Consider the following 26,594-nt stretch of genomic DNA (forward strand, 5'->3'; position numbering starts at 1 on the left):
ACCACTCCTCCGCCAGGCCTACTGCGGGTCCGGCCCCACGGCGACCGGCCGGCCCGGATCCGACGACCACTCCGACCACGAGCCCACGTACAGCGCCGCCGGAATGCCCGCCACCGCCAGCGCCAGCACCTCGTGGGCGCCCGACACGCCGGAGCCGCAGTACACACCCACCTGATCGTCCTCCGTGGCGCCCAACGACTTGAAGCGGGCGCGGAGTTCCTCCGCGGGCAGGAACCGGCCGTCCGGCGCCACGTTGTCCGTCGTCGGCGCGGACACGGCGCCCGGGATGTGGCCACCCACCGGGTCGATCGGCTCGACCTCGCCCCGGTACCGCTCCCCCGCGCGGGCGTCGAGCAGCACCCCGGAGCGGGCCAGCGCGGCGGCCCCGTCGGCGTCCAGCAACCCCGCCGCGCCCGGCTCCGGAGTGAAGTCGCCCTCCGTGGGCGTGGGGACGTCAGTCGACAGCGGCGCCTTCCAGGCCGGCAACCCGCCGTCCAGCACCCGCACGTTCGGGTGACCCGTCCAGCGCAGCAGCCACCAGGCGCGAGCCGCCGCCCACCCCTGGCCGCCGTCGTACACGACGACCGGCCGGCCGGACGACACGCCCGCGCGGCGCATCGCCGCGCCGAACACCGCCACGTCGGGCAGCGGATGCCGGCCGCCTCCGCCGGGCGCGGAGGCGAGTTCCCTGTCCAGGTCGACGAAGACCGCACCGGGAAGGTGCCCGGCGGCGTACTCGGCCCGGCCGTCGAACGGCGGAGCGCCGGCCGCCTTGGCCGTGCTCAGCTGCCAGCGGACGTCGAGCAGGACCGGCGGGTTCGCGTCCGCCAGTTCGGTCACGAGTTGCGATGCGGAGATGGTGGCGTTCATGGCCCCATCCTGGCGTACCGAGTGGCCGCCGCGTCGATGTCGGGCTACTCTGCCCGCCGGACAGTACCGATCACGAGGCGTACGGGTTCGGGCACATGCTGTACTACCCGTACAGCCCCGGGCTGCCCCACGGGCGCGCCCGAGACGTGCGGCACCGGATCCGGTGCCGGCATCGGCGCGCAGGTCCGTCAAAGCGGAATCCGTCAGGCGGAAGCGGACGCACGGCCCGCGGAGGGCCGAGAAGAGAGTGACGATGACCGACGCACGGGGGTCGGCCGGCCGGAACGGCGAGACGAACGCCCGGCGCACGCCCGGCACACCCTGCTGGGTGAGTCTGATGGTGCACGGACCGGCCGCGACCCAGGAGTTCTACGGCGCGCTGTTCGGCTGGGAGTTCCAGCCCGGCCCTCAGCAGTTGGGCCCGTACGCGCGGGCCCTGATCGACGGGCGCGAGGTGGCGGGTATCGGCCAACTGCCCCCGGACCGGCATCTGCCCATCGCCTGGACGCCCTACTTCGCCTCCGACGACGTCAACCGGACGGCCGAAACGGTACGCCTGTGCGGTGGCACGATCGGCGTGGGCCCGCTGGACGCGGGCGAGGCCGGCCGGCTGGCCATCGGCTCCGACCCGTCGGGCGCCGTCTTCGGCATCTGGCAGGCGGCGGCGCACCTCGGCACGGCCGTCACGGACGTGCCCGGCACACCGGCGTGGAACGAGCTGATGACCTTCGAGTCGGCGAGCGTCGCCAAGTTCTACGAGACGGTGTTCGGCTTCGAACTGGTGCCGGAGGTCTCCGCCGACTTCGACTATGTGACGCTGTGCCTCGAAGGCCGCCCCGTCGCCGGCATCCACGGCGTCGGCAACGCCCTGCCGCGTGACCGGGGGCCGCACTGGGTGACGTACTTCGAGGTGGCCGACGCGGAGGAGTCCCTGGAGCACCTCGCCGATCTGGGCGGGCACGTACTCAAACCGGCCCGGGACACCGCCCACGGCCGGTCCGCGATGGTGGCGGACCCGGAAGGGGCGCGGTTCTCGCTGCTGGAGGGCCGGCGGGGCCCGGCCGCGGGGTCGCGGAGTCGCTCAGGCGGGTGACACCGGCAGCACGTCAGGTGACAGCGCCGCCGCGCGGGCCGTCGCGGCGGTCGTACGGCGCCGGTGGTGCCGGCGGCACAGCACCTCGTAGCCGATCTCGTCGGGGGACTGGGCCACGTCGCCGACGACCACCTGGGCGCCCTCGACGACCATGACGCCGCCCACGGTGCGGGCGTTGTGCGTGGCGCGGGCGCCGCACCAGCACAGGGCCTCGACCTGGAGCACCTCGACGCGGTCGGCGAGTTCGACCAGGCGCTGGGAGCCGGGGAACAGCTTGGAGCGGAAGTCGGTGGTGATGCCGAAGGCGTACACGTCCATGCCGAGATCGTCGACCACGCGCGCGAGCTGGTCGATCTGGTCCGGCGCGAGGAACTGCGCCTCGTCCGCGATCACGTAGTCCGCGCGTCCGCCCTGCGAGAGGTGGTCGACGACGTAGGCGTACAGATCCTGTCCGTCCTCGACCTCCACCGCGTCGGTGACCAGGCCGAGGCGGGAGGAGAGTTTGCCCTCGCCCGCGCGGTCGTCGCGGGTGAAGATCATGCCGGCCAGGCCGCGCGCCGAGCGGTTGTGCTCGATCTGGAGAGCCAGTGTCGACTTCCCGCAGTCCATCGTTCCGGAGAAGAAGACCAGCTCGGGCATGAGGGGTTGAGCACCTTTCGGCAGCGGCGGCGGGAAGCGGGGCGGGATGCGATGGGAGCGGGGCGGGATGGGGAGCAGGGCTTCAGGAGCGTACTTCGAGCAGGGGGACGAGTTGTTCGGCAGGGGTCATCGACCCGTGGTTGCCGACCATCGCCGACTCCTTCGGCTCCCGCTCGGAGGCGATGAGCAGGACGTCGTCCCGCGCGGCGGCGACCACGTCGCCGATGCGGTCGTACACCCGGTCGTCGATGCGGGGACCGAACCAGCCGGCCGCGACCGCCTCGTCCCTCGACGCCACCCAGAACTGCTCGCCGAGCACCTCTCGCCAGCAGGTCAGCACGTCGTTCGCCGCGCCGGGGACGGCGTAGACGTGCCGGGCGCGGCCCTCGCCGCCGAGGAGGGCGACGCCCGCCTTCAGCTCCCAGTCGTCGTCGAAGTCGATGCGGTGATCCTCGTCGAAGGGCACGTCGATCATGCCGTGGTCGGCGGTGACGTACAGGGCGCTGCGCGGCGGCAGCTGCTCGGCGAGGCGCCGGACGAGCCGGTCGACGTGCCCGAGCTGGCCGCGCCAGGTGTCGGAGTCGACGCCGAAGCGGTGGCCGGCGCCGTCGACCTCGGCGTAGTACGTGTAGACGAGGGCGCGGTCGGCGCCGGCCAGTTGCTCGGCGGCGCAGTCCATCCGGTCCTCGCCGGACAGCCGCCCGTGGAACGTTCCGCCGCTGAGCGCGACCTTGGTCAGCGGGGTGTTCGCGAAGGTCGGGGAGGAGACCTGGGCGGCGCGCACGCCCGCCTCGTGGGCGAGCTGGAAGACGGTGGGGTACGGCTGCCAGGGGCCCGGCGCGGTCCACGGCTGCCAGCGCAGCTGGTTCATCAGCGCGCCGGTGGCGGGATCGCGCACGGTGTAACCGGGCAGGCCGTGGGCGCCCGGTGGCAGGCCGGTGCCGACGGAGGCGAGGGAGGTGGCGGTGGTCGCCGGGTAGCCAGCGGTGATCGGGCGTCCGGTGCCGCCGCGCGAGGTGCCCAGCAGCGAGCTGAGGAAGGGGGCGTCCTCCGGGTGCGCGCGCAGCTGCTCCCAGCCGAGGCCGTCGATCAGGAACACGCAGTTCCGGTCGGCCGGGGTCAGCTCCGTGATGCCCGCGGTCATGCCGGGGACGCCGAGGCCGGCGGCCAGGGTGGGCAGCAGGTCGGCGAGCGAGCCCGTGCCGTACTCGGGTACGGGGGCGGAGTCGACGGGGAGGGGCTCGGGGTCGGTGTCCCAGGCGGCGGGCTGCACCATCAGCGGGCGGAATCCGCGGTCGCCTCGGAGAGGGCCTGGGCGAAGGCGAGCGCCTGGCGCACCGTCTCCGGGCCGTCCCCGGCCTCGCTGACGCGCAGGCTGAGGTCGTCGGCCGTCGAACTGCCGGTGTAGCCGTGGTCGGCCTCGCAGTTGGGGTCGCCGCAGGCGGCCGGCTCCAGGTCGAGGCGGGAGACGGCGCCCCAGCCGATGGTCAGCACGATCTCGCGGGGCAGCGTGCCCGGCTTGTACTGCTCCGGGTTGGCGACCACGCGGCTGACGACGATGGACGAGATCCGGCCGAGCTTGACGGACTCCGTGGAGGTCGTGGCGTACGGCGTCGGAGAGGTGTCGTCGGCGGCCTGCTCGTCGGTGTGGCTGACGATGAAGCGGTTGCCGGTGAGCACGAGCACGGTCACGTGCCTGCGCACCTCGTTCTGGTCGAACGTCGTCTCCTGGTGGACCAGGTACGACCTGACGGGCTCGCCGCCCACGGCGGCCTCCACCGCCTCGGCCACGAGGGCCGGGTAGTAGCCGCTGCGCTCGATCGCCGCTCGCAGCCCCTGGGTCGTCGTACTGGTCTTGGCCATGCCGTCCATCCTACGGGGGCGCACCGACTGCGAGACACGCTCGTGCGGTACCCGCCCCGGGTGGTGGCGGTCAGTACGCCGGCAGGGTCCGCGGGCCGAGGTCGTCCCGGGCGGGTGGGGGCGCGAGACGGACGGAGGCGCCGAGGACGCTCAGGCCGCGCGGGGCGACGACGACCGGTTCGAGGGTGACCGCGACGACCTCGGGGTGGTCGTCCACCAGTCGGGAGACCCGCAGCAGCAGCTCCTCCAGGGCGGAGCTGTCGACCGGGGCCGAGCCGCGCCAGCCGAAGAGGAGGGGTGCCGTGCGGATCGAGCGGATGAGCGAGGTGGCCTCCCGGTCGGTGACCGGGATCAGCCGGTGCGCCATGTCGCCGAGCAGCTGCGTGGCGGCCCCGGCGAGCCCGAAGGAGAGCACGGCACCGGCCGCCGGGTCGATGACCGCCCGCACGACCGTGTCGACGCCGCGCGGTGCCATGCCCTGCACCACCGGGCGCAGCTCCTGGGGCTTCCCGAACAACTCGGTCAACTCGGCGTACGCCCGGCGCAGTTGTTCCTCGTCCGCGAGGTCCAGGCGTACGCCGCCCAGGTCGGCGCGGTGGCGCAGGTGCGGGGCGGTGGCCTTGAGGGCGACCGGGTAGCCGATGGTCCGCGCGGCGGCGACGGCGTCGTCGGGGGTGGGGGCGGGCAGGGCGCGGTGGACGTGGATGCCGTACCTGCCGAGCAGGTCGCAGGTCTCCTGCGTGCCGAGGGTGAGCCCCTGCCCGCGCGCGAGGTGCCCGGCTATCAGTCCGGCGGCGCCCTTCTCGTCGATGTCCTCGTACTCCGGCACCTTCCCGGGGTCGGCGGCGTCACCTCGCCACTGGGCGTATGCGACGGCCTGGGCGAGGGCGCGGACGGCCCGCTCGGCGGCGGGGTAGGCGGGGATGTGGTGGGCCCCTTCCGGAGCCTCGACGGAGGGCGGCCGCGGTGCCGGGGCTGCGGAGCGGGGCTCCTCGCGGGTGCTCGACGCCGCCCGGGGCGCCGTGTCAGCAGTGGCCTGCGGCGCCGTGCTCGCGGTGGCCTGCGGCGCTGTGTTCGTGGTGGCCTGCGGCGCCGTGCTCGTCGCCGCGGACAGGGCTTCCGCGAGACCGCCCAGTTCGACGTGGACCACCAGGACCGGCTTGCCGGGCTCCGCGGCCGCCGCCGACCGCAGGGCGTCCGCCAGCGCCGCGTCACCGGCCGACCCCTCCCCCACCGTCGGGATGGCCGTCACCACCACCGCGTCGCACGTGTCGTCGGCCAGGGCGCGGGAGAGCGCCGCGTGGAAGTCGTCCGCCGAGGCCGCCGTCGTCAGGTCCAGGGGCGAGTGCGGTCGCAACCCCTCGGAGAGGCAGGCGTCGTACGTCAGAAGGCCGAGTGATTCGGAGTTCCCCAGGATCGCCACCCTCGGGCCGGCGGGCAACGGCTGGCGGGCGAGGAGCAGCCCGGCGTCGACCAGGTCGGTGATCGTGTCGACGCGGATCACGCCGGCCTGTCTCAGCAGCGCGGAAACGGTCGCGTGGGGCAGCCGCGTAGCTCGCACCGCGTGTCCCTGTGGTGCCACGCCGCCGTGCCGGGCGCCCTGCACCACGACCAGCGGTTTGACGGCCGCCGTCCGCCGGGCCAGGCGGGTGAACTTGCGCGGGTTGCCGATGGACTCCAGGTACATCAGCGCGACGTCGGTCTCCGGGTCGTCGTACCAGTACTGGAGTACGTCGTTGCCGGAGACGTCGGCCCGGTTGCCGGAGGAGACGAAGGTCGACACGCCGGTGACGCCGGTGACCCCGCCGCCGCGCCGGTGCAGCCGGGACAGCAGGGCGATCCCGATGGCGCCGGACTGGGCGAACAGCCCGATCCGGCCGGGGCGCGGCATCTCGGGGGCGAGGGAGGCGTTGAGCCGCACCCGGGGGGACGAGTTGATGATCCCGAAGGCGTTGGGCCCGATGATCCGCATGCCGTACGTGCGCGCGTGCCGCACGAGGGCGCGCTGTCGTTCGCGCCCGTCGGGGCCGCTGTCGGCATACCCGGCGGAGATCACCACGAGGCCCTGCACGCCGTGCTCGCCGCACTCGGTGACGACCTCGGGGACGTGCTCGGCGGGCACGGTGACGACGGCGAGGTCGACGGGCCCGTCGATCTCGCGCACCGAGCGGCAGGCGGGCACCCCGTCGAGCTCCTTCTGCGCCTCGGGAAGGGCCTTGTTCACGGCGTACAGCCGGCCGGTGTAGCCCGCGTCCCGGATGTTGCCGAGGATGCTGCGGCCGACGCCTCCCGGTGTGCGGCCGGTGCCGATGACGGCCACCGAGCCGGGCTGCAACAGCCGCTGAACCGAACGCGCCTCCGCGCGGTGCTCGCGCGCGTACTGCACGGCGAGCGAGCGGTCGGTCGGTTCGAGGTCGAACTCCAGGCGGACGACACCGTCCTCGAAGCTCCGCTTCTGGGTGTACCCGGCGTCCATGAACACCTTGATCATCTTGGTGTTGGCGGGCAGCACCTCGGCGGCGAAGCGGCGGATGCCGCGCTCGCGGGCGACGGCGGCGACGTGCTCCAGCAGCGCGGAGGCGACGCCGCGCCCCTGGTGGGCGTCCTGGACGAGGAAGGCGACCTCGGCCTCGTCGGCCGGTGCGGAGGCGGGTGTTCCACCGGCGCCGATCCGGTCGTAGCGTACGGTGGCGATGAACTCGCCGCCGATGGTGGCCGCGAGTCCCACCCGGTCCACAAAGTCGTGGTGCGTGAAGCGGTGGACGTCCTTGGCGGACAGGCGAGGGTACGGCGCGAAGAAGCGGTAGTACTTCGACTCGTCGGAGACCTGCTCGTAGAAGCTGACCAGGCGCTCGGCGTCATCAACGGTGATGGGGCGGACGCGCGCGGTGCCGCCGTCGCGCAGCACCACGTCGGCTTCCCAGTGGGCGGGGTACTCGTGCCGGTCCGACGAGGTCTGCATGGGCCCCAGAGTACGGCTCGCGTACGACAACGGCGCGAGGCAGTCTGTGGAGGACGGAAGGTCGGGCCGAGGCCGCGGTCCGACGACCACACGGGGCGGCGGCAGCCGTCCTCGCAAGCTTCACGATGTGGGAAACTGGTCTAGACAAGACTGGTCTAGACAACCTGAAACCCCTGAAAACCTGAAGGGCAGCATCACATGGCTGAGCGCCGCGTCAACGTCGGCTGGGCCGAGGGTCTCCACGCCCGCCCCGCCTCCATCTTCGTCCGAGCCGCCACGGCCACAGGCGTCCCGGTGACGATCGCCAAGGCCGACGGGTCCCCCGTCAACGCGGCCTCCATGCTGGCCGTCCTCGGCCTCGGCGCCCAGGGTGGCGAGGAGATCGTCCTCGCCGCCGACGCCGAGGGTGCGGACGCCGCCCTGGACCGGCTGGCGAAGCTGGTCGCCGAGGGGCTCGAGGAACTCCCCGAGACCGTCTGAGCAACGCGACACCGAAAGGCCCGCCCGGAACTCCGGGCGGGCCTCTTGTTTTCCCTTTCCGCTTCCCCCGTTTTATGGGCAGCAGGGCAGCAGAAAATAGCCCCCGAATTACTCCCTCTTTGTATACGGCGCCCGTGTTAATACCGCAGGCTCGGCATGTTTACGGCACGTTGCGATTTCCTCACACGCTCCGCCCGCTCGCCCCCGGAGACGAATCGCAGCCGGTGCGCCGGCGTCGACCGCTCGGTGTGCAGCGTCATGAGCGCCCGCGCGCGCTCGCCGTCGCCCCGGGCCACCGCGTCGACGATCGCACCGTGCTCCGCCCAGCACTCCACGGGCCCGGCCGACGCCTCCACGACGTACATCCAGGCGATCTTGTGGCGCAGCTGGGTCAGCAAGGCCGTCAGCGAAGGGCTGCCGGCGGCCTGGGCGAGAGTCTCGTGGAACCACCCGTCCAGTGAGCGCAGATCCTCGCTGTTGCCCTGCCTGGCGCGCTCCTGCCCCAGCCTGACCAGCCCGCGCAGCACCTTGAGGTGGGCCTCGGTGCGGCGCCGGGCGGCCCGGGAGGCGCCGAGGGGTTCGAGGAGCGTGCGCGTCTCCAGCAGGTCGGCGGCCTCCTGCTCGGTGGGTTCCGCGACGCACGCGCCCGCGTGCCGCCGCGTCACCACGAAGCCTTCGGCCTCCAGCGTGCGCAGGGCCTCACGGACGGGGACGCGGGAGACGCCGTAGCGGCGGGCCAGGAGTTCCTCGGTGAGCCGACTGCCGCGTCCGTGGACGCCGGTGACGATGTCGTCCCGGATCGCCGTGCACACCGAGTGCGCCGGAATACGCATGCCCGACCTCCGCCTTAATCCCCGTGAAACGTCGACGATTGACGTGTGCTCAGTGACTCTAGGCCAATCAAGCGCATATTCCGACGGCAGGGCGGATTTCATGGATAATTTTTGGTCAGCGACGCTTCCACCCAGGGAAATGAATGCGAAAGCCCCGGCTCGGGGAGCCGGGGCTTTCGGATGTCGTACCGTCCGTCGTCAGACGTTCACGCCGTGGGAGCGGAGGTAGGCGACGGGGTCCAGGTCCGAGCCGTACTCGGGGCTCGTACGGGCCTCGAAGTGCAGGTGCGGTCCGGTGACGTTGCCGGTGGCGCCGGACAGGCCGATCTGCTGCCCGGGGACGACCGCCTGGCCGACCGAGACGCCGATGGACGACAGGTGGCCGTACTGCGTGTACGTGCCGTCGTGCATCTTGATCACGACCTGGTTGCCGTACGCCCCGCCCCAGCCGGCCTCGACGACGGTGCCGACGCCGACCGCGTGCACGGACGTACCGCTGGAGGCGTGGAAGTCGATGCCGGTGTGGCTGCCGGAGGACCACAGCGAGCTGCCGGCCTGGTAGGCGGTGGAGACGTAGGAGGCGGTGATCGGCGACACGAAGGTGTTGAGGCGCTCGCGCTCCGCCTCGCGCGCGGCGCGCTCCTTGGCCTCGCGCGCCTCCTTGGCCGCCTCGGCCGCCCGCTCGCGCGCGGCCTCCTGGGCCGCCTCACGGGCGGCGGCGTGCCGGGCCGCCTGCTCCTGCGCGGTGGCCTGGGCGTCGATCTCGTCGGCTATGGAGTCGCCGATGGTGATGACCGGGGTGAGTCCGCTCTGCTCCGCCTGGGGCTCGGCGGCGAGCGCCGGAGCCGCGAGGGTGCCGACGACGCCGGTGGTGGCGAGGGCCGCGACACCCGCCGCGCGGGCGGTGGTGCGGTGCACCCGGCTGGGACGACGGTGCTTCCCGGTGGCGCGCGTGAACGCCATGTAGAGGCTGGTCCTTTCCTTCCCTCTCGCCTACCGGGTTAGCTGACGGGTTCGGAGGTGGAAGGTCTCCTACGGACCCCCTCGCTGCGCGCGCGGGCGTCCGATTCACCCCAGGGACTGCGATGGGTCCCCGGCTCCCCTGGCTCGCGCCGTACGGGGACTCGGCGATGACTGTCCGGTGCCGCGGGTGCGGCGCACTGCCTGACGAACAGCCCGGATGACGCTAAACGCGGCTGCGTTCAATCCTCAAACGCAACAAGACTTTTGTAGCGCACGCCACAGGGCAGACAGGCAGCCTCTCCCCCAATTCGGACAAATGGCGGCCCTGGTGACACTCCGGTCACCAGGGCCGCCCGCGCGCGTGTGCCGCTACTCGGCCGCCACCACGGTGACTTCACCGATGCCGAGGGCCTCGACGGGCTCCTTGATCTGCGCCGCGTCGCCGACGAGGACCGTCACCAGACGGTCCACCGGGAAGGCGTTCACGACCGCCGCCGTGGCCTCCACGGTGCCCGTGGCGGCGAGTTGGCGGTAGAGCGCGGCCTGATAGTCGTCGGGCAGGTGCTGCTCGACCTGGTCGGCCAGCGTGCTCGCCACGGCCGCCGCCGTCTCGTACTTCAGCGGCGCAACGCCCACCAGGTTCTGCACGGCGACGTCACGCTCGGCGTCGGTGAGACCTTCCGCGGCGAGCTTGCGCAGCACCGTCCACAGGTCCTCCAGGGCGGGACCGGTGTTGGGGGTGTCCACGGAGCCGCTGATGGCGAGCATCGCGGCGCCCGTGCCGTCGGGCGCGGAGCGCATGACCTGCCCGAAGGCCCGTACACCGTAGGTGTAGCCCTTCTCCTCGCGCAGGACGCGGTCCAGGCGCGAGGTGAGGGTCCCGCCGAGGCAGTAGGTGCCGAGCACCTGCGCGGGCCACACGCGGTCGTGCCGATCGGCGCCGGTGCGGCCGATCAGCAACTGCGTCTGGACGGCGCCGGGTCGGTCCACGATGACGACCCGGCCGGTGTCGTCGGCGCTCACCGGGGGTACGGGACGCGCTTCGGCGACGGAGCCGGTCCACGCGCCCAGCGTCTCGCCGAGCAGCGCGTCGAGGTCGACGCCGGTGAGGTCGCCGACGACCACGGCGGTGGCGGTGGCGGGTCGGACGTGCTTCTCGTAGAAGGCGCGTACGGCCGCCGAGTCGATGCTCGCGACCGTCTCCTCGGTGCCCTGGCGCGGGCGCGACATACGCGTCCCGGCCGGGAACAGCTCCTTGGAGAGTTCCTTGGCCGCGCGGCGCGAAGGGTTGGCCAGCTCGTGCGGGATCTCGTCGAGCCGGTTGCGGACCAGCCGTTCGACCTCGCTGTCCGCGAACGCGGGGGCCCTGAGCGCGTCGGCGACCAGGCCCAGGGCCTTGGCGAGGCGTGAGGCCGGCACCTCCAGGCTCAGCCGGACGCCGGGGTGGTCGGCGTGTGCGTCGAGGGTGGCACCGCAGCGCTCCAGTTCGGCGGCGAAGTCCTCGGCGGAGTGCTTGTCGGTGCCCTCGGAGAAGGCGCGCGCCATGATCGTGGCGACACCGTCGAGGCCGGCCGGCTCCGCGTCCAGGGGGGCGTCGAGGAGCACCTCCACGGCGACGACCTGCTGGCCGGGGCGATGGCAGCGCAGCACGGTGAGGCCGTTGTCGAGGCTGCCGCGCTCGGGGGCCGGGAACGCCCACGGCTTGGGCTCGCCGGCCCGCGGCTGGGAGTGGAATTCCATGGTGGCGAGCTCGGTCACTTGGCCGCCTCCTCGTTCTCGTCGGTGGCGTCGTTCTCGTCGGCGGGGGCGGTCGGCTCGTAGACGAGCACCGCGCGGTTGTCGGGGCGCAGGCGGGCCTTGGCGACCTCCTGGACCTCCTCGGCCGTCACCTCCAGCACCCGCTGCACGGCGGTGAGGGCGAGCTGCGGGTCGCCGAACAGGACGGCGTACCGGCACAGTTCGTCGGCGCGGCCCGCGACCGTGCCCAGGCGGTCCAGCCACTCGCGCTCCAACTGGGCCTGGGCGCGCTCCATCTCCTCGGCCGTCGGGCCCTCCTCGGCGAACCGGGCGAGCTCCTCGTCGATGGCGGTCTCGATGACCGGCACCTCGAAGTCACCGGACGTCTTCACGTCCAGCCACCCCAGGGAGGGCGCTCCGGCGAGCCGCAGCAGGCCGAATCCGGCGGCGACGGCCGTGCGGTCGCGCCGTACCAGCCGGTTGTACAGGCGGGACGACTCACCGCCGCCCAGGACGGTGAGGGCCAGGTCGGCCGCGTCGCACGCGCGCGTGCCGTCCTCCGGCAGACGGTAGGCCGCCATCAGGGCGCGGGCCGGGACCTCCTCCTCGACCACCTCGCGCAACTGCCCGCCCATGACGTCGGGCAGCGAGCCGTCCCGGGGGGCCTGCTTGCCGTCGTGCGAGGCGATGGAGCCGAAGTACTTCTCGATCCAGGCGAGCGTCTGCTCGGGGTCGATGTCGCCGACGACCGAGAGCACCGCGTTGTTCGGCGCGTAGTAGGTGCGGAAGAACGCGCGCGCGTCCTCCAGCGTCGCCGCGTCCAGGTCGGCCATGGAACCGATCGGCGTGTGGTGGTAGGGGTGCCCCTCCGGGTAGGCGAGGGCGGTCAGCTTCTCGAACGCGGTGCCGTAGGGCACGTTGTCGTAGCGCTGGCGGCGCTCGTTCTTGACGACGTCCCGCTGGTTCTCCATCGACTCGTCGTCCAGCGCGGACAGCAGGGAGCCCATGCGGTCGGCCTCCAGCCAGAGGGCGAGCTCCAGCTGGTGGGCGGGCATGGTCTCGAAGTAGTTGGTGCGCTCGAAGCTGGTGGTGCCGTTGAGCGAGCCGCCGGCGCCCTGCACCAGTTCGAAGTGGCCGTTGCCCTTGACCTGGGCGGAGCCCTGGAACATGAGGTGCTCGAAAAGGTGAGCCAGGCCGGTGCGTCCCTTGACTTCGTGGCGCGAGCCGACGTCGTACCAGAGGCACACCGCCGCGACCGGGGTCAGGTGGTCCTCGGAGAGCACCACGCGCAGGCCGTTGGCCAGGCGGTGCTCGGTCGCTGTCAGGCCGCCGGAGCCTGCCTGGGCTGTGGCCGTGTGACCCATGGGCATGTACGTCCCTTCGATCGCGAAATTCTCGGTGGAAACACTTGGTGGATCATTGGGCGGAACTGCGGAATTCCGCCGATCCTGCCACTGTATGCAAGCGTGCGGGACACCGGTGGAGTTCCCGGACCTCGTACGCCGAGAGCGAGAACGGGGTTGGCGGCCCCAGCGGCCCGACCGGGGCGAAGGCGCGGGACGAGGGCGTACCCTGCGGGCAGCGCCGGGCCGGGCAGCCCGTGACGGGTCCTGGTCGGTCGCTGTCAGTGCCGCAGTCCACAATGGACCGCGTCAGATCACCGTTCACGCTTCAGCAAGGAGCCGGCAGCGATGGCCCGCCGTAGTACGAAGACCCCGCCGCCCGACGACTCGTACGAGGAGAAGATCCTCGACATCGACGTCGTCGACGAGATGCAGGGCTCCTTCCTCGAGTACGCGTACTCGGTCATCTATTCCCGCGCGCTGCCGGACGCCCGCGACGGCCTCAAGCCGGTGCACCGCCGCATCGTCTACCAGATGAACGAGATGGGCCTGCGGCCCGAGCGCAGCTATGTGAAGTGCGCCCGCGTCGTCGGCGAGGTCATGGGCAAGCTGCACCCGCACGGCGACGCGTCGATCTACGACGCCCTGGTGCGCATGGCCCAGCCGTTCTCCATGCGCGTCCCCCTGGTCGACGGCCACGGCAACTTCGGCTCCCTGGGCAACGACGACCCGCCGGCCGCCATGCGGTACACCGAGTGCCGGATGGCCGAGGCCACCAGCCTGATGACGGAGTCCATCGACGAGGACACCGTCGACTTCGGCCCCAACTACGACGGCCAGGAGCGCGAGCCGGTGGCGCTGCCCGCCGCCTTCCCGAACCTCCTGGTCAACGGCGCTTCAGGTATCGCGGTCGGCATGGCCACGAACATGCCGCCGCACAATCTGCGCGAGGTGATCGCGGCCGCCCGGCACCTGATCCGGTACCCGAACGCGGACCTCGAAGCCCTGATGAAGCACGTTCCGGGCCCCGACCTGCCCACCGGCGGCCGGATCGTCGGCCTGCCCGGCATCCGGGACGCCTACGAGACGGGCCGCGGCACGTTCAAGATCCGGGCGACGGTCGCCGTGGACACCGTGACGGCCCGCCGCAAGGGTCTCGTCGTCACCGAGCTGCCCTTCGCCGTCGGCCCGGAGAAGGTGATCGCCAAGATCAAGGACCTGGTCGGCTCGAAGAAGCTCCAGGGCATCGCCGACGTCAAGGACCTCACCGACCGCGAGCACGGGCTGCGCCTGGTCATCGAGATCAAGAACGGCTTCGTGCCCGAGGCGGTCCTGGAACAGCTCTACAAACTGACGCCGATGGAGGAGTCCTTCGGCATCAACAACGTCGCCCTGGTGGACGGCCAGCCGCTGACACTGGGCCTCAAGGAGCTGCTGGAGGTCTACCTCGACCACCGCTTCAACGTCGTACGGCGCCGCAGCGAGTTCCGCCGGAGCAAGAAGCGCGACCGTCTGCACTTGGTCGAGGGCCTGCTCACCGCCCTGGTCGACATCGACGAGGTCATCCGCCTCATCCGCTCCAGCGAGAACTCCGCACAGGCCAAGCAGCGCCTGATCGAGCACTTCTCGCTCAGCGACGTCCAGACCCAGTACATCCTGGACACGCCGCTGCGCCGGCTCACCAAGTTCGACCGCATCGAGCTGGAGTCGGAGAAGGAGCGGTTGAACGCGGAGATCGAGGAGCTGACCCGGATCCTCGACTCGGACGCGGAGCTGCGCAAGCTCGTCTCGACCGAACTGGCCGCGGTGGCCAAGAAGTTCGGCACCGACCGCCGCACGATGCTGCTGGAGTCGTCCGGCGCGCCGGTCGCCGCGGTTCCGCTCCAGGTGGCGGACGACCCGTGCCGGGTGCTGCTGTCCTCGACGGGCCTGCTGGCCCGCACCGCGAACGACGAGCCGCTCGTCACGGAGGCCGGCGCCAAGCGCGTCAAGCACGACCTGATCGTCTCGGCGGTGCCGGCCACGGCCCGCGGCGAGGTGGGCGTGGTGACGTCGGCCGGGCGCCTGCTGCGGGTGAACGTCGTGGACCTGCCCCAGCTCCCGGAGCCGATGCCGACGCCGAACCTCTCGGGTGGTGCGCCGCTGGCGGAGTTCGTGACCCTGGAGGACGACGAGACGGTCATCTGCCTGACCACCCTGGACGAGTCCTCACCCGGCCTGGCGCTCGGCACGGAACAGGGTGTCGTCAAGCGCGTGGTGCCCGACTACCCGACCAACAAGGACGAATTGGAGGTCATCGCCCTCAAGGAGGGCGACCGGATCGTCGGCGGCGCCGAGCTGCGCACCGGCGACGAGGACCTGGTCTTCATCACGGACGACGCGCAGCTGCTGCGCTACCAGGCCTCGCAGGTCCGCCCGCAGGGCCGTCCGGCGGGCGGTGTGGCGGGCGTCAAGCTCGCCGACGGCGCCAAGGTCATCTCCTTCACGGCGGTGGACCCGGCGGCGGAGGCGGTGGTGTTCACGGTCGCCGGTTCGCGCGGCACGCTGGACGACTCCGTCCAGACCACGGCCAAGCTCACGCCGTTCGACCAGTATCCGCGCAAGGGCCGCGCCACGGGTGGCGTGCGCTGCCAGCGGTTCCTGAAGGGCGAGGACTGCCTGGCCTTCGCCTGGGTGGGCGCCACCCCGGCGCTCGCCGCGCAGAAGAACGGCACCCCCGCCCAGCTCCCGGACATCGACCCGCGCCGCGACGGCTCGGGCGTGTCGCTGCCGAAGACGGTGGCGGTGGTGGCGGGACCGGCCTAGGCCCCGTCCCGGGCACCGGGCGGCGGTTCCTCGCCGCCCGGTTCCTCGGCGTCTGGTTCCTCGCCGTCGGGGTCCGGTACGTAGCGCAGGACGCCCCACATTCCGTGCTCGTCGGCCGGTGGGGCGTCGGCGTCCCTGCGGCACGCGTCGAGTTCCTCGCCGAGGGCCGGCGCGTCGATGCCGGAGCCGATGAGGACCAGCTGGGTGCGGCGGGCGTCGGCGGACGCCCAGGGCTCCGGGTAGAAGCGCAGGAAGCGCCCCACGGCGTGGACGGCGTACCGGTTCCGCGTGTCGTACGGGCCGAAGTCGACGTACCCCTTGATCCGGTACAGGCCCTCCGGCCGGCTGTCGAGGAACCGCATGAGCCCGCGCGGGTCGAGCGGGACGTCGGAGACGAACGACAGGGTGTCGTAGGCGGCGTGCAGATGCTCGGCGTGGGCGCCGCCCCTGGAGTGGTCGTGCAGGTCGTCGAAGGACAGCTGCCCCACGCGCTCCTCGCTCGGCCGGCAGTCGTAGAGGAACTCCGGGTCGATACGGCCGTAGGTCGCGGGCACCACGGCGGCGCCGTCCGCGAGCGAGTGGACGAGGGCGAGCACGCGCTCGGCGTCCGGAGCCCGGTCGGTCTTGTTGACCACGATCAGGTCTGCGAGCGCCAGGTGCCGGTCGATCTCGGGGTGTCTGTCGCGCGTGGCGTCGAACTCGGCGGCGTCGACGACCTCGACGAGTCCGCCGTAGACGACCTCGTGCTGTTCGCTGGCCAGCAGCATCCGCACCAGTTCCTGCGGCTCCGCGAGGCCGCTGGCTTCGATGACGATGACGTCGATGCCGGCCTCGGGGCGGGCGAGCCGCTCCAGGTACCCGTCCAGTTCACTCGCGTCGACGGCGCAGCACAGGCATCCGTTGCCGAGTGACACGGTGGAGTCGCCGAGTGCGCCGGCCACGGCCATCGCGTCGATCTCGATCGAGCCGAAGTCGTTGACGATGGCACCGATACGGCTGCCTCCGCTGCGGTGGAGGAGGTGGTTGAGGAGTGTGGTCTTTCCGGAGCCGAGGAATCCGGCGAGTACGACGACCGGGATCTGCTGCGGAGTCGGGCGATGCCCCACCGTGCGACCTCTCTCTCACCTACGCGTACGCCGGCCCGCGGCGGGGCGTACACCCACGTACGGAACTGCCTGATCAGGATACGAGCCGGCGGAGTGCCCGCGGAGTGAACGATTGTTAGCAGCACTTGCTGGGCAGACGTTTTGCATGGCGCCGGACTGTGCGACCCTCGCTTCCCTCCGTGCGCCGCCTCTCCGCCTCCCCGCCGGTCAGCGCCGCTCGGCACTCTGGAGGCGGCAGCGCCACCACATCGCTCGCCGGTCCCCGTCAGCCGACCCGCACTCGACGACCGGCGGGCGGTCGCCTGATTCGGGGGTTGACATGGTCACACGGAAGAACATCACGGGGAGGTTCGGCTCCGCCGCGGCCGGCATGCTGCTCGCCACGGGGGTGACGCTGGCCGCGCGCCGGCGAGGGCTGGAGAAGGCCCGTCTGCACGAGCGACAGCTGGAGCTGGAGGAGCTGGCGATCCGGCGCAAGTCGCTGCAGCATCAGCAGCGCATGCACTGGGAGTTGCTGGCCAGGGCGATCGACGACCCCTCTCTGGCCGAGGTCATCGACACGTACGACAAGGGCATCCCGGCGCAGAAGCGACGCCAGTTCTTCTACGCGAACGCGTGGTACGTCAACCTCTACCACCTCTACGAAGCGGGCCTCCTGGACCAGGAGGAGTTGTTCGGGCGCTTGCGCGAGCTCTTCCAGACCCCGCTGATGCGGGAGTACTGGGAGGCATCGAAGGAGCAGCGGGCGTCCCTCAAGGCGACATCCACCGAGTCACGCGTGGGCGGCATGGTGGACGGGCTCATCAAGGATCTGGACGAGGCCGACACGGACGAGTGGTGGGTGGTGGGCACGCCCCCGTCCGTCTGATGCTCCGGGGCGCGGGTCAATCTCAGGGGAGAAATGCTTCTCATGGGTGTCTTTCGGCCATGCAGCCACACCGGCACCGCTGGTCCCAGTAACGTGCTCCCTAGCACAGTGCCCAACCTGTAAGGACCGGTACCCCTTGAAAATCGTGCGCCGCATCGGTGTGCCTCCAAGCTCGCGCGGCAGTACCTCGGGAGCCAGCTGTCCGGACCTCTTCGAGCTGAGCGACGGCAATTTCGCCGTCATCGGCACCGAGGCCACCGAGACCCTGGAGCGCGAACTCCCCGCCGATGCCTCCCGTGCGGGCTACGAACGCATCGTGGTCATCAGCAGGGAGACCCTGATCCGCGCCAAGGCGGACATCCCCGACGCCTGATCTCCCGCGGGCACGCGTCCACCCCGACCCGTGTCCCGTCACGCCCTCCCGGCCGCACGCAACCGTCCACCGCGCCGGACCAGCCGTCCGTCGAGCCCTCGGCACCCCGTCCCGCTCGACGGCCCCACCGATGAGGCCTGGCGCCAGAACGGCACCAGGCCGCACGCATTCCTCAGCCCGCCGCGGGCACCCTGACCGGCGCCCCCGGCCCCACATACCGCGCCGCCGGCCGGATGATCTTCGAATCGCGCGCCTGCTCCAGGATGTTCGCGCTCCAGCCCACCACCCGCGCCGCCGCGAACGTCGGCGTGAACATCTCGCGCGGCAGACCGCACAACTCCATGACCACGCCCGCGTAGAACTCGACGTTGGTGCGGAGCTCGCGACCCGGCTTCAGCTCCGCGAGGATCGCCTCGACCTGCCGCTCCACCTCGACGGCGAACTCCACGCGCGGACCGCCGAAGCTCCGCGCCACCTCTCGGAGCATCCGGGAGCGCGGGTCCTCCGTGCGGTACACCGCGTGGCCGAAACCCATGATGCGGTCACCGGCGAGCACCCGCTCACGGATCCAGGGGTCGACGCGGTCGGGAGTGCCGATCGCGTCCAGGGTGTCCAGGGCCCGGCTGGGCGCCCCGCCGTGCAGCGGGCCGGACAACGCCGACACCGCCCCGGCGAGGCAGGCGGCAACGTCCGCACCCGTCGAGGCGATGACCCGCGCGGTGAAGGTTGACGCGTTGAAGCCGTGATCAACGGTGGAGATCAGGTACTGCTCGATCGCCCGCGTCCGCTGCTCGTCCGGTTCCGTGCCGGTCAGCATGTAGAGGTAGTTGGCGGCGTACGACAGGTCCTCGCGAGGCTCCACCGGTTCGAGTCCCCGCCCCAACCGGTGCAGCGCGGTGAGCAGCGTCGGTACGGCCGCGGCGGCCACGATGGTGTCCTGGCGGCGCTCGTCGGCCGACAGGTCGTACACGGGTTTGAAGCCTCGGGCCGCACCGAGCAGCGACAGGGCCGTGCGCATCCCGGTGAGCGGACCGGAACGGCCACCGGCCGCGGCGACGGCGGGCAGTGCCGTGCGTACCGCGTCGGGGAGCCGGCGCAGGGCCGCCGTCTGGGCGGCGAAGGCGGCACCGCGCCCGGCGTCCGGCAGTTCGCCGTGGACCAGGAGGTGCCAGACGTCCTCGAAGCCACGGCTCCGGGCGAGCTCGACGGCCGAGTACTGGCGGTAGTGGTAGAAGCCCTCGAGCCCCCGCACGTCACCGACCTCGGTGTCGGCCACCACGACACCGGCGAGTCCTCGCGGCACGTCGACGAGCGTTGCGGCGGCTGCGGTTTGGTTGACGGACATGATTACCTCCCTGGTCTTGAATTCACTGTCTATAGTTGACTCAACCCCTGTCAATATTGATTGAATCAATACTCAGACCAAGGCGACCGTCACGATCGATACGGTGACCCCCATGCGCGATCAAGAGCCCGAGCACCCCGCCGCCGGCGAACGGCGCCTGACCACCAAGGAGGCGGCCGAACTGCTCGGGGTGAAACCCGAGACCGTCTACGCGTACGTCAGCCGTGGCCAGCTCGGCAGCAGGCGCACACCAGGCGGCCGGGGCAGCACCTTCGACGCGGAGGAGGTGCGGGCGCTCGCCCGGCGCAACCAGCGCGACAGCGGCACCCCCGCGGCCTCCGGCCAGGAGCTGGCCGTGCGCACCCGCATCACGCTCATCGAGAGCGACCGGTTCTACTACCGGGGCGTCGACGCGGTCGAGCTCGCCGCGCGCCACAGCTACGAAGAGGTGGCCGAGTGGCTCTGGACCGGGCGGTTGCGCCCCGGCATCGCCTTCGCCGCGCCCGAGGACTCCGTGGCCGTCGCCCGCCGGGCCGTCGACGCCCTGCCCGAGCACGCCGGTCCCGCCGACCGGTTGCGCGTCGCGGCCATCGCCGCCGCGGCCGCGGACCCGCTCCGCTTCGACCTGTCCGAGGACGCCGTGCTGGGCACCGCGCGCATCCTCATCCCCACCCTCGTCGCCGCGCTGCCGCCCGTACTGCACACCGGGCACGACCAGGGCCCCCTCGCCCATCGCCTGTGGACGCGGCTCAGCGGCCGGCCCGCCGACGAGGCGGCGGTGCATGCCCTCGACACGGCGCTCTCCCTGCTCGTCGACCACGACCTGGCAGCCTCCACGCTCGCCGTGCGCGTCGCCGCGTCGGCCCGGGCGCACGCCTACGCGGCCGTGTCCGCCGGGCTCGGCGTGATCGAGGGCCCGCTGCACGGCGCGGCCGGCGGCCTCGCCCACCGGCTGCTGCTGGAGGTGCTCGACCAGGGCAGCGCGGCGCCGGTGGTGGCGGAGGAACTGCGGGCCGGGCGCCGCATCCCGGGACTCGGCCACCGGCTCTACCCCGGCGAGGATCCACGCGCGCGTGCCCTCTTCGCGCTCCTGGACGACATCCCCCGGGCGGCGCCCGCGCTCGCGGCGGCCCGTGACATCCAGGCCACCGCGGCCCGCCACACCCCGCTGAACGCCAACGTCGACCTGGCGCTCGCCGTGCTCACCGCGTCCTGCGGCATGCCCCCCACCGCACCCGAGACGATCTTCGCTGTGGCCCGTACGGCGGGCTGGATCGCGCATGCGCTGGAGGAGTACGGGGAGCGCCCCCTGCGTATGCGTCCCAGTGGGCTCTACTCGGGTCCGAGGCCGCCCCAGCCACTGCCGGAGTAGCGTTCAGGCGCGGCTGGAAGTCACCGCGGCACAAGTCAGGTTAGGCTCACCTCTGTGAGTACGTGCTCAACCGTCTCCCGGAACCTCGACGAGCCCGTTTCGGGCACCGCACCCGTCGCGAGGACCTGGTTGCTGCTCGAACAACCCGGCCCGTGGGGCGCCAAGGCGCTCACTTCGAGCCACCTGGATCCCGCGCTCGGGCGCGCCCTGGAGGCGGCGGTGAAGGGTACGGGCGTGCGCATCGCGCTCATCCGCAGGCCCGGGCGCCACGCGGACGCGGACCGGGGCGCGCCCGCCGAGCGCCGGGTGTACGTGGCCCACACGGTCCCGGGAAACGTGTGGTTGCACACCACAACGCTCACCGACCCCCGCCGACTGCTCGCCCTCGATTTCGCCGCGCTCGGCAGGGGTGATCGCCGTGCCTTCGACTCGGCTCTCGAAGGCGCCCCCCACCCGGGCGCCCCGCTCGCTCTCGTCTGCACCAACGGCAAGCGCGACCGGTGCTGCGCTCTCCTCGGCAGGCCGTTGGCGGCCGAGCTCGCGGCGTCCGGGGCCGAGGGCGTGTGGGAGGTCACCCATCTGGGTGGCCACCGTTTCTCGCCGGCGGTGCTCGTGCTGCCCCACGGATACGCCTACGCCCGGGTCCAGGCCCACACCGTCAAGGAGATCCTGCACGGTGCGGCGCGGGGGAGAATCGTCGTCGAGGGCTGCCGCGGGAACTCCGCGTGGGAGCGCCCCGGCCAGGCAGCCGAGCTGGCCGTGCGCGCCGCCGTGAACGAGGACGCGGCCCAGGCGCTGAACGTCGTACGGACGGACGGTGCCGCACCGCGCTGGGAGGTGACCCTGGCCCACGCCGACGGCCGGCACTGGCGGGTCACCGTCACGCAGGGCGCGTCGGCGCCCCCGCGTCCGGAGAGCTGCGGGGCCTCGGTGCTGGGCTCGCCGGCGCGGATGGAGGTCACGGCGGTGCGCGAACTTTCGGTGACGGCGGCGCTCGCGAGCTGACGTCCCGGCCCCGAGGGCGAGCGCGGCCGGCCCCGCGGTGGCGGCGACTCGGAGAACAGCGTGCGAGCCGGTCCGCTAGAGCGGCGGAAGCGCCCGGGGGAACGGTGCGAGCCCTCTGGGCGAACGGCACACGCGCGGGACGGCGAGGCCCGGCCCAGTCACTCGCTCCGGAGCGCCCGGGAGATCCGCGCCACACCCCGTACGGCATGCCGCCACCTCCCACGTACCGTCATGGGTATGAGCCCCACTCCCCCCGTACGCCGCCTGCGCCTCGGCCTGCCGCGGCGGGTGTTCTCGCAGGTGCTGCTGATGCAGCTGGCGATCGCCGCGGGAGTCGCCGTACTCGCGACCGGGCTGTTCCTGGCGCCGCTCGGTGACCAGCTGGACGACCAGGCGATGCGCCGTGCACTCGCGATCGCGCAGACCACGGCGCAGCAGCCCCAGGTCGTACGGGACCTGCGGACCACCCGGCCGGCGCCGAACGGCCCGGTGCAGCGGGAAACGGAACGGATCCGGAAGGCCACCAAGGCCGAGTACGTCGTCGTGATGGACCGGCGGGGCGTGCGATGGTCGCACACTGATCCGGATCGGATCGGCGACGTCGTCTCGACCGACCCCGGGCAGGCCCTGGCGGGCCGCGAGATCATGGAGATCGACGACGGCACCCTGGGACGGTCCGCGCGCGGCAAGGTGCCGCTGCGTGACGGCGACGGCGACATCGTCGGCGCGGTCTCGGTCGGCATCGCGTACGACAGCGTCCGGGCCCGGCTGATCCACGCCATCCCGGGGCTGTTCGCGTACGCCGGCGGCGCGCTGGCCGTGGGCGCGCTGGCAGCCTGGCTCATCTCGCGCCGGGTCCAGCGACAGACCCGTGACCTGGCCTTCTCGGACATCGCGGGGCTGCTCGCGGAGCGCGAGGCCATGCTGCACGGCATCCGGGAGGGTGTCGTCGCCCTGGACCGCGGCGGCAGGGTGCGACTGCTCAACGACGAGGCGCAACGCCTGCTGGGCATCGGTGGCGAGGCCGTCGGCTGCTCCCCCGACGAGGCGCTCGGCGCGGGGCGTACGGCCGACGTCCTGGCCGGCCGGGTGACCGGCACCGACCTGCTGACCGTGCGCGGCCAGCGGGTCCTGGTCGCCAACCGGATGCCCACCGACGACGGCGGAGCCGTCGCCACCCTGCGCGACCGGACCGAGCTGGAGCAGCTCGGCCGGGAACTCGACTCGACGCGCGGCCTGATCGACGCCCTGCGCGCGCAGGACCACGAGCACGCCAACCGCATGCACACCCTGCTGGGGCTGCTCGAACTGGAGATGTACGACGACGCCGTGGAGTTCGTCGGCGAGGTGGTCGGCGATCACCGGGTCACCGCGGAGCAGATCACGGAGCGGATCCAGGACCCCCTCCTCGCCGCCCTGCTGGTCGGCAAGGCGACCGTCGCGGCCGAACGCGGAGTCGTGCTGTGGGTGTCCGACCGGACGCGACTGCCCGACCGTCTGGTCGACCCCGGAGGGCTCGTCACGGTCGTCGGCAACCTGGTCGACAACGCACTCGACGCCGTCGCGGGCGAGCCGCACGCGCGCGTGGAGGTCGAGTTGCGCGCACGGGGACGTGCCGCCACGCTCCGGGTGCGTGACACGGGGCCCGGGATTCCCGCGGAACACCGCGAGCTGGTGTTCACGGCGGGCTGGTCAACCAAGGAGCCGCCGGCGCACCGCCAGCGCGGCATCGGGCTGTCGCTGGTACGCAGGCTGGCCGAGCGGCAGGGCGGCAGCGCCACCGTCCGTGAGGCGCACGGCGGGGGCGCGGAGTTCGTCGTCGTCCTGCCCGAGGCACTGACCGAACCGGACCTGGACCCCGCCCCCACCACCCCCGCCCTCACCACCACCCTCACCGCCCCCGTGAACATCGCTGCCGAGGAGGAGTCCCGATGATCGAGGTCCTGGTGGTGGACGACGACACGCGGGTCGCGCGGGTCAACGCCGCCTACGTCGAGAAGGTCCCGGGCTTCCACGTCGCCGGCGAGGCGCACAGCGCGCTGGAGGCGCTGCGCAGTGTGGAGACGCTGCCCCGCCTGGACCTGATCCTGCTGGACCACTACCTGCCCGACCGGACCGGCCTGGAGGTCGTCCAGGAGATGCGGCGGCGCGGCCACCAGACCGACGTGATCATGGTGACGGCGGCGCGGGACGTGTCGACCGTCCAGGCGGCGATGCGCCAGGGAGCCCTGCAGTACCTGGTCAAGCCGTTCGCGTTCGCGGGGCTGCGCGCCAAGCTGGAGGCGTACGCGGAGCTGCGGCGCACTCTCGACGGCGGCGGTGAGGCGGAGCAGGCGGAGGTCGACCGCATCTTCGGCGCTCTGTCGGCACCGTCGGAACCGGGGCTGCCCAAGGGGCACTCCCCCACCACCGCCGAGCTCGTGCGCCAGTGCCTGATGAAGGCCGACGGCGCGCTCTCCGCCCAGGAGATCGCCGAACGGACCGGGGTGAGCCGCCAGACCGCTCAGCGCTACCTCAAGCTCCTGGAACGCACCGGACGGGCCAGGCTGACCCTCAAGTACGGCGACGCCGGCCGTCCGGAGCACCGCTACGAGTGGGCGACCCGCCCCTGAGCGGCGTCGGGCCGACCGCGCCGCCGCCTCCTACACGGCCCCCGCCCCGGTCAGCGACCGCACCTCCGTCTCGGCGTGCTTGGCCTCGTCCGGGGCCTCCCGCGAGGTGACCGTGCCGAGCCAGCCCGCGACGAAGCCCAGCGGGATCGACACCAGGCCGGGGTTCTGCAGGGGGAAGTACTGGAAGTCGACGCCCGGGAACAGCGCCTGCGGGCTGCCCGACACCACCGGCGACAGCAGCATGAGCACCACGGAGGGGACGAGGCCGCCGTACACGGCCCAGACGGCACCGCGTGTGGTGAAGCCGCGCCAGAACAACGAGTAGAGCAGCACCGGCAGATTGGCGGACGCGGCGACGGCGAAGGCGAGGCCGACCAGGAACGCGACGTTGAGGTCGCGGGCGAGCAGGCCGAGAGCGATCGCCACGGCGCCGATACCGACGGCGGCGATACGCGCCACGGCGACCTCGCTGCACGGCTTCGCGTCGCGGCGCCGCAGGGACGCGTACAGGTCGTGGGCCACCGACGCCGAGGAGGCCAGGGTGATACCGGCGACCACCGCGAGGATGGTGGCGAACGCGACGGCGGCGACGACCGCGAACAGAACCGTTCCCCCGGTGGACCCCGCGCCGCCGCCCAGATCGAGGGCGAGCAACGGGACCGCCGTGTTCCCGGCGGCGTTCGACGCTCGTACGGCACCGGGGCCGACCAGGGCGGCGGCGCCGAACCCGAGCACGATCGTCATCAGGTAGAAGCCGCCGATGAGGCCGATCGACCAGACGACCGACCGCCTTGCCGCCCGCGCGGTGGGCACGGTGTAGAAGCGGGACAGGATGTGCGGCAGCCCGGCCGTGCCCAGCACCAGAGCGAGCCCCAGGCTGATGAAGTCGAAGCGCGACGTCCAGTCCCCGCCGTACGCCAGCCCGGGCGCCAGGAACGCCTCGCCGTGACCGCTGCGTTCGGCCGCCGTGCGCAGCAGCCGGTCGAAGTCGCCGTGGAAGCGCACCAGGACGAGCGCGGTCAGCGTCACGGTGCCGCCGAGCAGCAGCACGGCCTTCACGATCTGGATCCAGGTGGTGGCCCGCATCCCTCCCAGCGACACGTAGATCACCATGAGGGCGCCGACGCCGATGACCGTCCAGGTCCGCGCCGCCTCGGTCGTCCCGCCGAGCAGCAGCGCGACCAGACTGCCCGCGCCCACCATCTGCGCCACCAGATACATCACGGACACGGTGACCGAGGAGGTTCCCGCCGCGATCCGTACCGGTCGCTCCCGCATCCGTGCCGCCACGACGTCGGCGAGGGTGAAGCGCCCGCAGTTGCGCACCAGTTCGGCGACGAGGAACAGCACGACGAGCCAGGCGACCAGAAAGCCCACCGAGTACAGCATGCCGTCGTAGCCGTAGAGCGCGATGAGCCCCGAGATGCCGAGGAAGGAAGCGGCCGACATGTAGTCGCCGGCGATGGCGAAACCATTCTCCATCGGGGAGAACAGACGGCCGCCCGCGTAGAACTCCTCCGCCGAGCCCTGCCTCTTGCGGCTCACCCACGTGGTGATCGCCAGGGTGACGGCGACGAACGTACTGAACAGCAGCAGCGCCAGCGTCTGGTGATCGCCCGTCACGACGCACCGCCTCGCACCCCGCGCGTCAGTTCCTGGGTGTCCCAGCGCAGTTCGAGCGCGGCGCGGTCCCTGCGCAGCCGGGCGTGCCGGGCGTACGCCCAGGTGAGAAGGAACGTGGTGAGGAACTGCCCGAGTCCGGCGACCATCGCCACGTTCACCGCTCCGGCCACCGGCCGGGCCATCAGCGTGGGCGCCGTCGTGGCGGCCACCACATAGGCGACGTACCAGACGAAGAAGGCGGCCACCGCCGGCACCACGAACCTCCGGTACCGGCTGCGGACCTCCTGGAAGGCCGCGCTGCGCTGGACCTCCAGGTACACGTCGGCCGCGCCCCGGGGCGGCTCTCCGGCCGGCTCCCGGCACATCGAGGGCAGCGCGGGCTCCGGTACCCCCGCACCGGCCGGCTCACCCCAGCCGGAGGCGAGGGCGTCGTACCACGGGTCGTCGTATCCCGGACTCGAAGAGGCGTCGGCTGAGGCGCCGGCCGGGGCGTCGCGGTGGTCGACCGCGCTTTCGGGACCACCCCACGCACCGCTGAGGCGATCATTGCTTGGCTGCATGCCCAAGGATGGACAGAACGGGAAGATCCCCGACTCTTCTTCCCCTCGCACTTCACCCCATCAGGTGACTGTGTCCCGGGGTGGCCGCACGAGCCCCTTCCCGTACGCGTGAAGCAGCGTCCGGGTTCGGCCCTTGAGCCTC

The 26,594-nt window shown here is 72.3% G+C and carries 22 protein-coding genes and 1 riboswitch; of the genes, 9 read left to right on the forward strand and 13 right to left on the reverse strand.

Translation table 11 applies throughout. The features are described from left to right. Window positions 1–18: 18 nt before the first annotated feature. Entirely contained in the window at window positions 19–870 is an 852-nt protein-coding gene (locus RI578_RS10145) for a sulfurtransferase (protein WP_310870782.1), read from the reverse strand. Window positions 871–1,123: 253 nt separating this feature from the next. Between RI578_RS10145 and RI578_RS10150 the strand changes: the two genes are divergently transcribed. After that, a complete protein-coding gene (locus RI578_RS10150) occupies window positions 1,124–1,963 on the forward strand; it encodes a VOC family protein (RefSeq protein ID WP_310870783.1) in 840 nt (279 codons plus the stop codon). Here RI578_RS10150 and RI578_RS10155 read toward each other — a convergent pair. The 4 genes from RI578_RS10155 to RI578_RS10170 all read right to left on the reverse strand — a co-directional run bounded on the left by RI578_RS10155 (window position 1,952) and on the right by RI578_RS10170 (window position 7,427). Continuing rightward, window positions 1,952–2,602 carry a thymidine kinase gene (locus tag RI578_RS10155; protein WP_310870784.1) on the reverse strand — a complete coding sequence of 217 codons (651 nt, stop codon included), beginning with the start codon at window positions 2,600–2,602 and terminating at the stop codon, window positions 1,952–1,954. The two genes, RI578_RS10150 and RI578_RS10155, sit on opposite strands and share 12 nt — an antisense overlap. 82 nt (window positions 2,603–2,684) lie before the next feature. Continuing rightward, a complete protein-coding gene (locus RI578_RS10160; RefSeq protein ID WP_310870785.1) occupies window positions 2,685–3,878 on the reverse strand; it encodes an alkaline phosphatase family protein in 1,194 nt (397 codons plus the stop codon). Next, window positions 3,878–4,474 (reverse strand): DUF5998 family protein, encoded by a 597-nt coding sequence (locus RI578_RS10165; RefSeq protein WP_042825364.1) that lies wholly within the window; start codon window positions 4,472–4,474, stop codon window positions 3,878–3,880. Before RI578_RS10165 ends, RI578_RS10160 begins: the two co-directional genes overlap by 1 nt. 61 nt (window positions 4,475–4,535) lie before the next feature. Next, window positions 4,536–7,427, reverse strand: a complete 2,892-nt coding sequence (locus tag RI578_RS10170) for a GNAT family N-acetyltransferase (protein ID WP_310870786.1) — start codon at window positions 7,425–7,427, stop codon at window positions 4,536–4,538. 198 nt (window positions 7,428–7,625) lie between these two features. On the opposite strand from RI578_RS10170, the gene RI578_RS10175 reads away from it, so the two are divergent. After that, complete coding sequence (locus tag RI578_RS10175; protein ID WP_310870787.1) at window positions 7,626–7,907, forward strand: HPr family phosphocarrier protein; 282 nt, start codon at window positions 7,626–7,628, stop codon at window positions 7,905–7,907. 137 nt (window positions 7,908–8,044) lie between these two features. On the opposite strand, the gene RI578_RS10180 is transcribed toward RI578_RS10175, so the two are convergent. The 4 genes from RI578_RS10180 to RI578_RS10195 all read right to left on the reverse strand — a co-directional run bounded on the left by RI578_RS10180 (window position 8,045) and on the right by RI578_RS10195 (window position 12,810). After that, on the reverse strand, window positions 8,045–8,740 hold the full coding sequence (locus tag RI578_RS10180) for a GntR family transcriptional regulator (protein ID WP_310870788.1): 696 nt from the start codon (window positions 8,738–8,740) through the stop codon (window positions 8,045–8,047). Between the two features lie 198 nt (window positions 8,741–8,938). Beyond that, entirely contained in the window at window positions 8,939–9,703 is a 765-nt protein-coding gene (locus RI578_RS10185) for a M23 family metallopeptidase (protein WP_310870789.1), read from the reverse strand. 12 nt (window positions 9,704–9,715) lie between these two features. Beyond that, a riboswitch (cyclic di-AMP (ydaO/yuaA leader) is annotated at window positions 9,716–9,880 on the reverse strand. A gap of 192 nt (window positions 9,881–10,072) precedes the next feature. After that, window positions 10,073–11,461 carry a pitrilysin family protein gene (locus tag RI578_RS10190; protein WP_310870790.1) on the reverse strand — a complete coding sequence of 463 codons (1,389 nt, stop codon included), beginning with the start codon at window positions 11,459–11,461 and terminating at the stop codon, window positions 10,073–10,075. Next, window positions 11,458–12,810, reverse strand: a complete 1,353-nt coding sequence (locus tag RI578_RS10195) for a pitrilysin family protein (RefSeq protein ID WP_310870791.1) — start codon at window positions 12,808–12,810, stop codon at window positions 11,458–11,460. Before RI578_RS10195 ends, RI578_RS10190 begins: the two co-directional genes overlap by 4 nt. 321 nt (window positions 12,811–13,131) lie before the next feature. Between RI578_RS10195 and RI578_RS10200 the strand changes: the two genes are divergently transcribed. After that, window positions 13,132–15,588 carry a DNA topoisomerase IV subunit A gene (locus RI578_RS10200; protein ID WP_310870792.1) on the forward strand — a complete coding sequence of 819 codons (2,457 nt, stop codon included), beginning with the start codon at window positions 13,132–13,134 and terminating at the stop codon, window positions 15,586–15,588. Here RI578_RS10200 and RI578_RS10205 read toward each other — a convergent pair. Continuing rightward, complete coding sequence (locus RI578_RS10205; protein ID WP_310870793.1) at window positions 15,585–16,694, reverse strand: GTP-binding protein; 1,110 nt, start codon at window positions 16,692–16,694, stop codon at window positions 15,585–15,587. The two genes, RI578_RS10200 and RI578_RS10205, sit on opposite strands and share 4 nt — an antisense overlap. Window positions 16,695–17,013: 319 nt before the next feature. Between RI578_RS10205 and RI578_RS10210 the strand changes: the two genes are divergently transcribed. Both RI578_RS10210 and RI578_RS10215 read left to right on the forward strand, forming a co-directional pair. Next, window positions 17,014–17,562 carry a DUF6082 family protein gene (locus tag RI578_RS10210; protein WP_310870794.1) on the forward strand — a complete coding sequence of 183 codons (549 nt, stop codon included), beginning with the start codon at window positions 17,014–17,016 and terminating at the stop codon, window positions 17,560–17,562. A gap of 136 nt (window positions 17,563–17,698) precedes the next feature. After that, complete coding sequence (locus tag RI578_RS10215; RefSeq protein ID WP_121749648.1) at window positions 17,699–17,935, forward strand: hypothetical protein; 237 nt, start codon at window positions 17,699–17,701, stop codon at window positions 17,933–17,935. Window positions 17,936–18,107: 172 nt separating this feature from the next. Here RI578_RS10215 and RI578_RS10220 read toward each other — a convergent pair whose 3' ends face one another. After that, window positions 18,108–19,280 (reverse strand): citrate synthase/methylcitrate synthase, encoded by a 1,173-nt coding sequence (locus RI578_RS10220; RefSeq protein ID WP_310870795.1) that lies wholly within the window; start codon window positions 19,278–19,280, stop codon window positions 18,108–18,110. Window positions 19,281–19,392: 112 nt separating this feature from the next. Between RI578_RS10220 and RI578_RS10225 the strand changes: the two genes are divergently transcribed. The 4 genes from RI578_RS10225 to RI578_RS10240 all read left to right on the forward strand — a co-directional run bounded on the left by RI578_RS10225 (window position 19,393) and on the right by RI578_RS10240 (window position 24,269). Then, the gene (locus RI578_RS10225; RefSeq protein WP_310870796.1) at window positions 19,393–20,652 is read left to right on the forward strand and encodes a citrate synthase; all 1,260 of its coding nucleotides are present in this window, start codon (window positions 19,393–19,395) and stop codon (window positions 20,650–20,652) included. A 54-nt stretch (window positions 20,653–20,706) separates the two neighbouring features. After that, entirely contained in the window at window positions 20,707–21,657 is a 951-nt protein-coding gene (locus tag RI578_RS10230; protein ID WP_310870797.1) for a sucrase ferredoxin, read from the forward strand. Window positions 21,658–21,894: 237 nt separating this feature from the next. Then, window positions 21,895–23,592 (forward strand): sensor histidine kinase, encoded by a 1,698-nt coding sequence (locus RI578_RS10235; RefSeq protein ID WP_310870798.1) that lies wholly within the window; start codon window positions 21,895–21,897, stop codon window positions 23,590–23,592. Then, complete coding sequence (locus RI578_RS10240; protein ID WP_310870799.1) at window positions 23,589–24,269, forward strand: response regulator; 681 nt, start codon at window positions 23,589–23,591, stop codon at window positions 24,267–24,269. The genes RI578_RS10235 and RI578_RS10240 overlap by 4 nt, the downstream gene beginning before the upstream one ends. Before the next feature lie 30 nt (window positions 24,270–24,299). On the opposite strand, the gene RI578_RS10245 is transcribed toward RI578_RS10240, so the two are convergent. Next, complete coding sequence (locus RI578_RS10245) at window positions 24,300–25,892, reverse strand: cation acetate symporter (protein ID WP_310870800.1); 1,593 nt, start codon at window positions 25,890–25,892, stop codon at window positions 24,300–24,302. Beyond that, entirely contained in the window at window positions 25,889–26,452 is a 564-nt protein-coding gene (locus tag RI578_RS10250) for a DUF485 domain-containing protein (protein WP_310870801.1), read from the reverse strand. The genes RI578_RS10245 and RI578_RS10250 overlap by 4 nt, the downstream gene beginning before the upstream one ends. Window positions 26,453–26,594 lie beyond the last annotated feature (142 nt).

This window comes from Streptomyces sp. BB1-1-1 (assembly GCF_031597775.1).
In the GTDB taxonomy this organism is placed as follows: Bacteria; Actinomycetota; Actinomycetes; order Streptomycetales; family Streptomycetaceae; genus Streptomyces; species Streptomyces thinghirensis.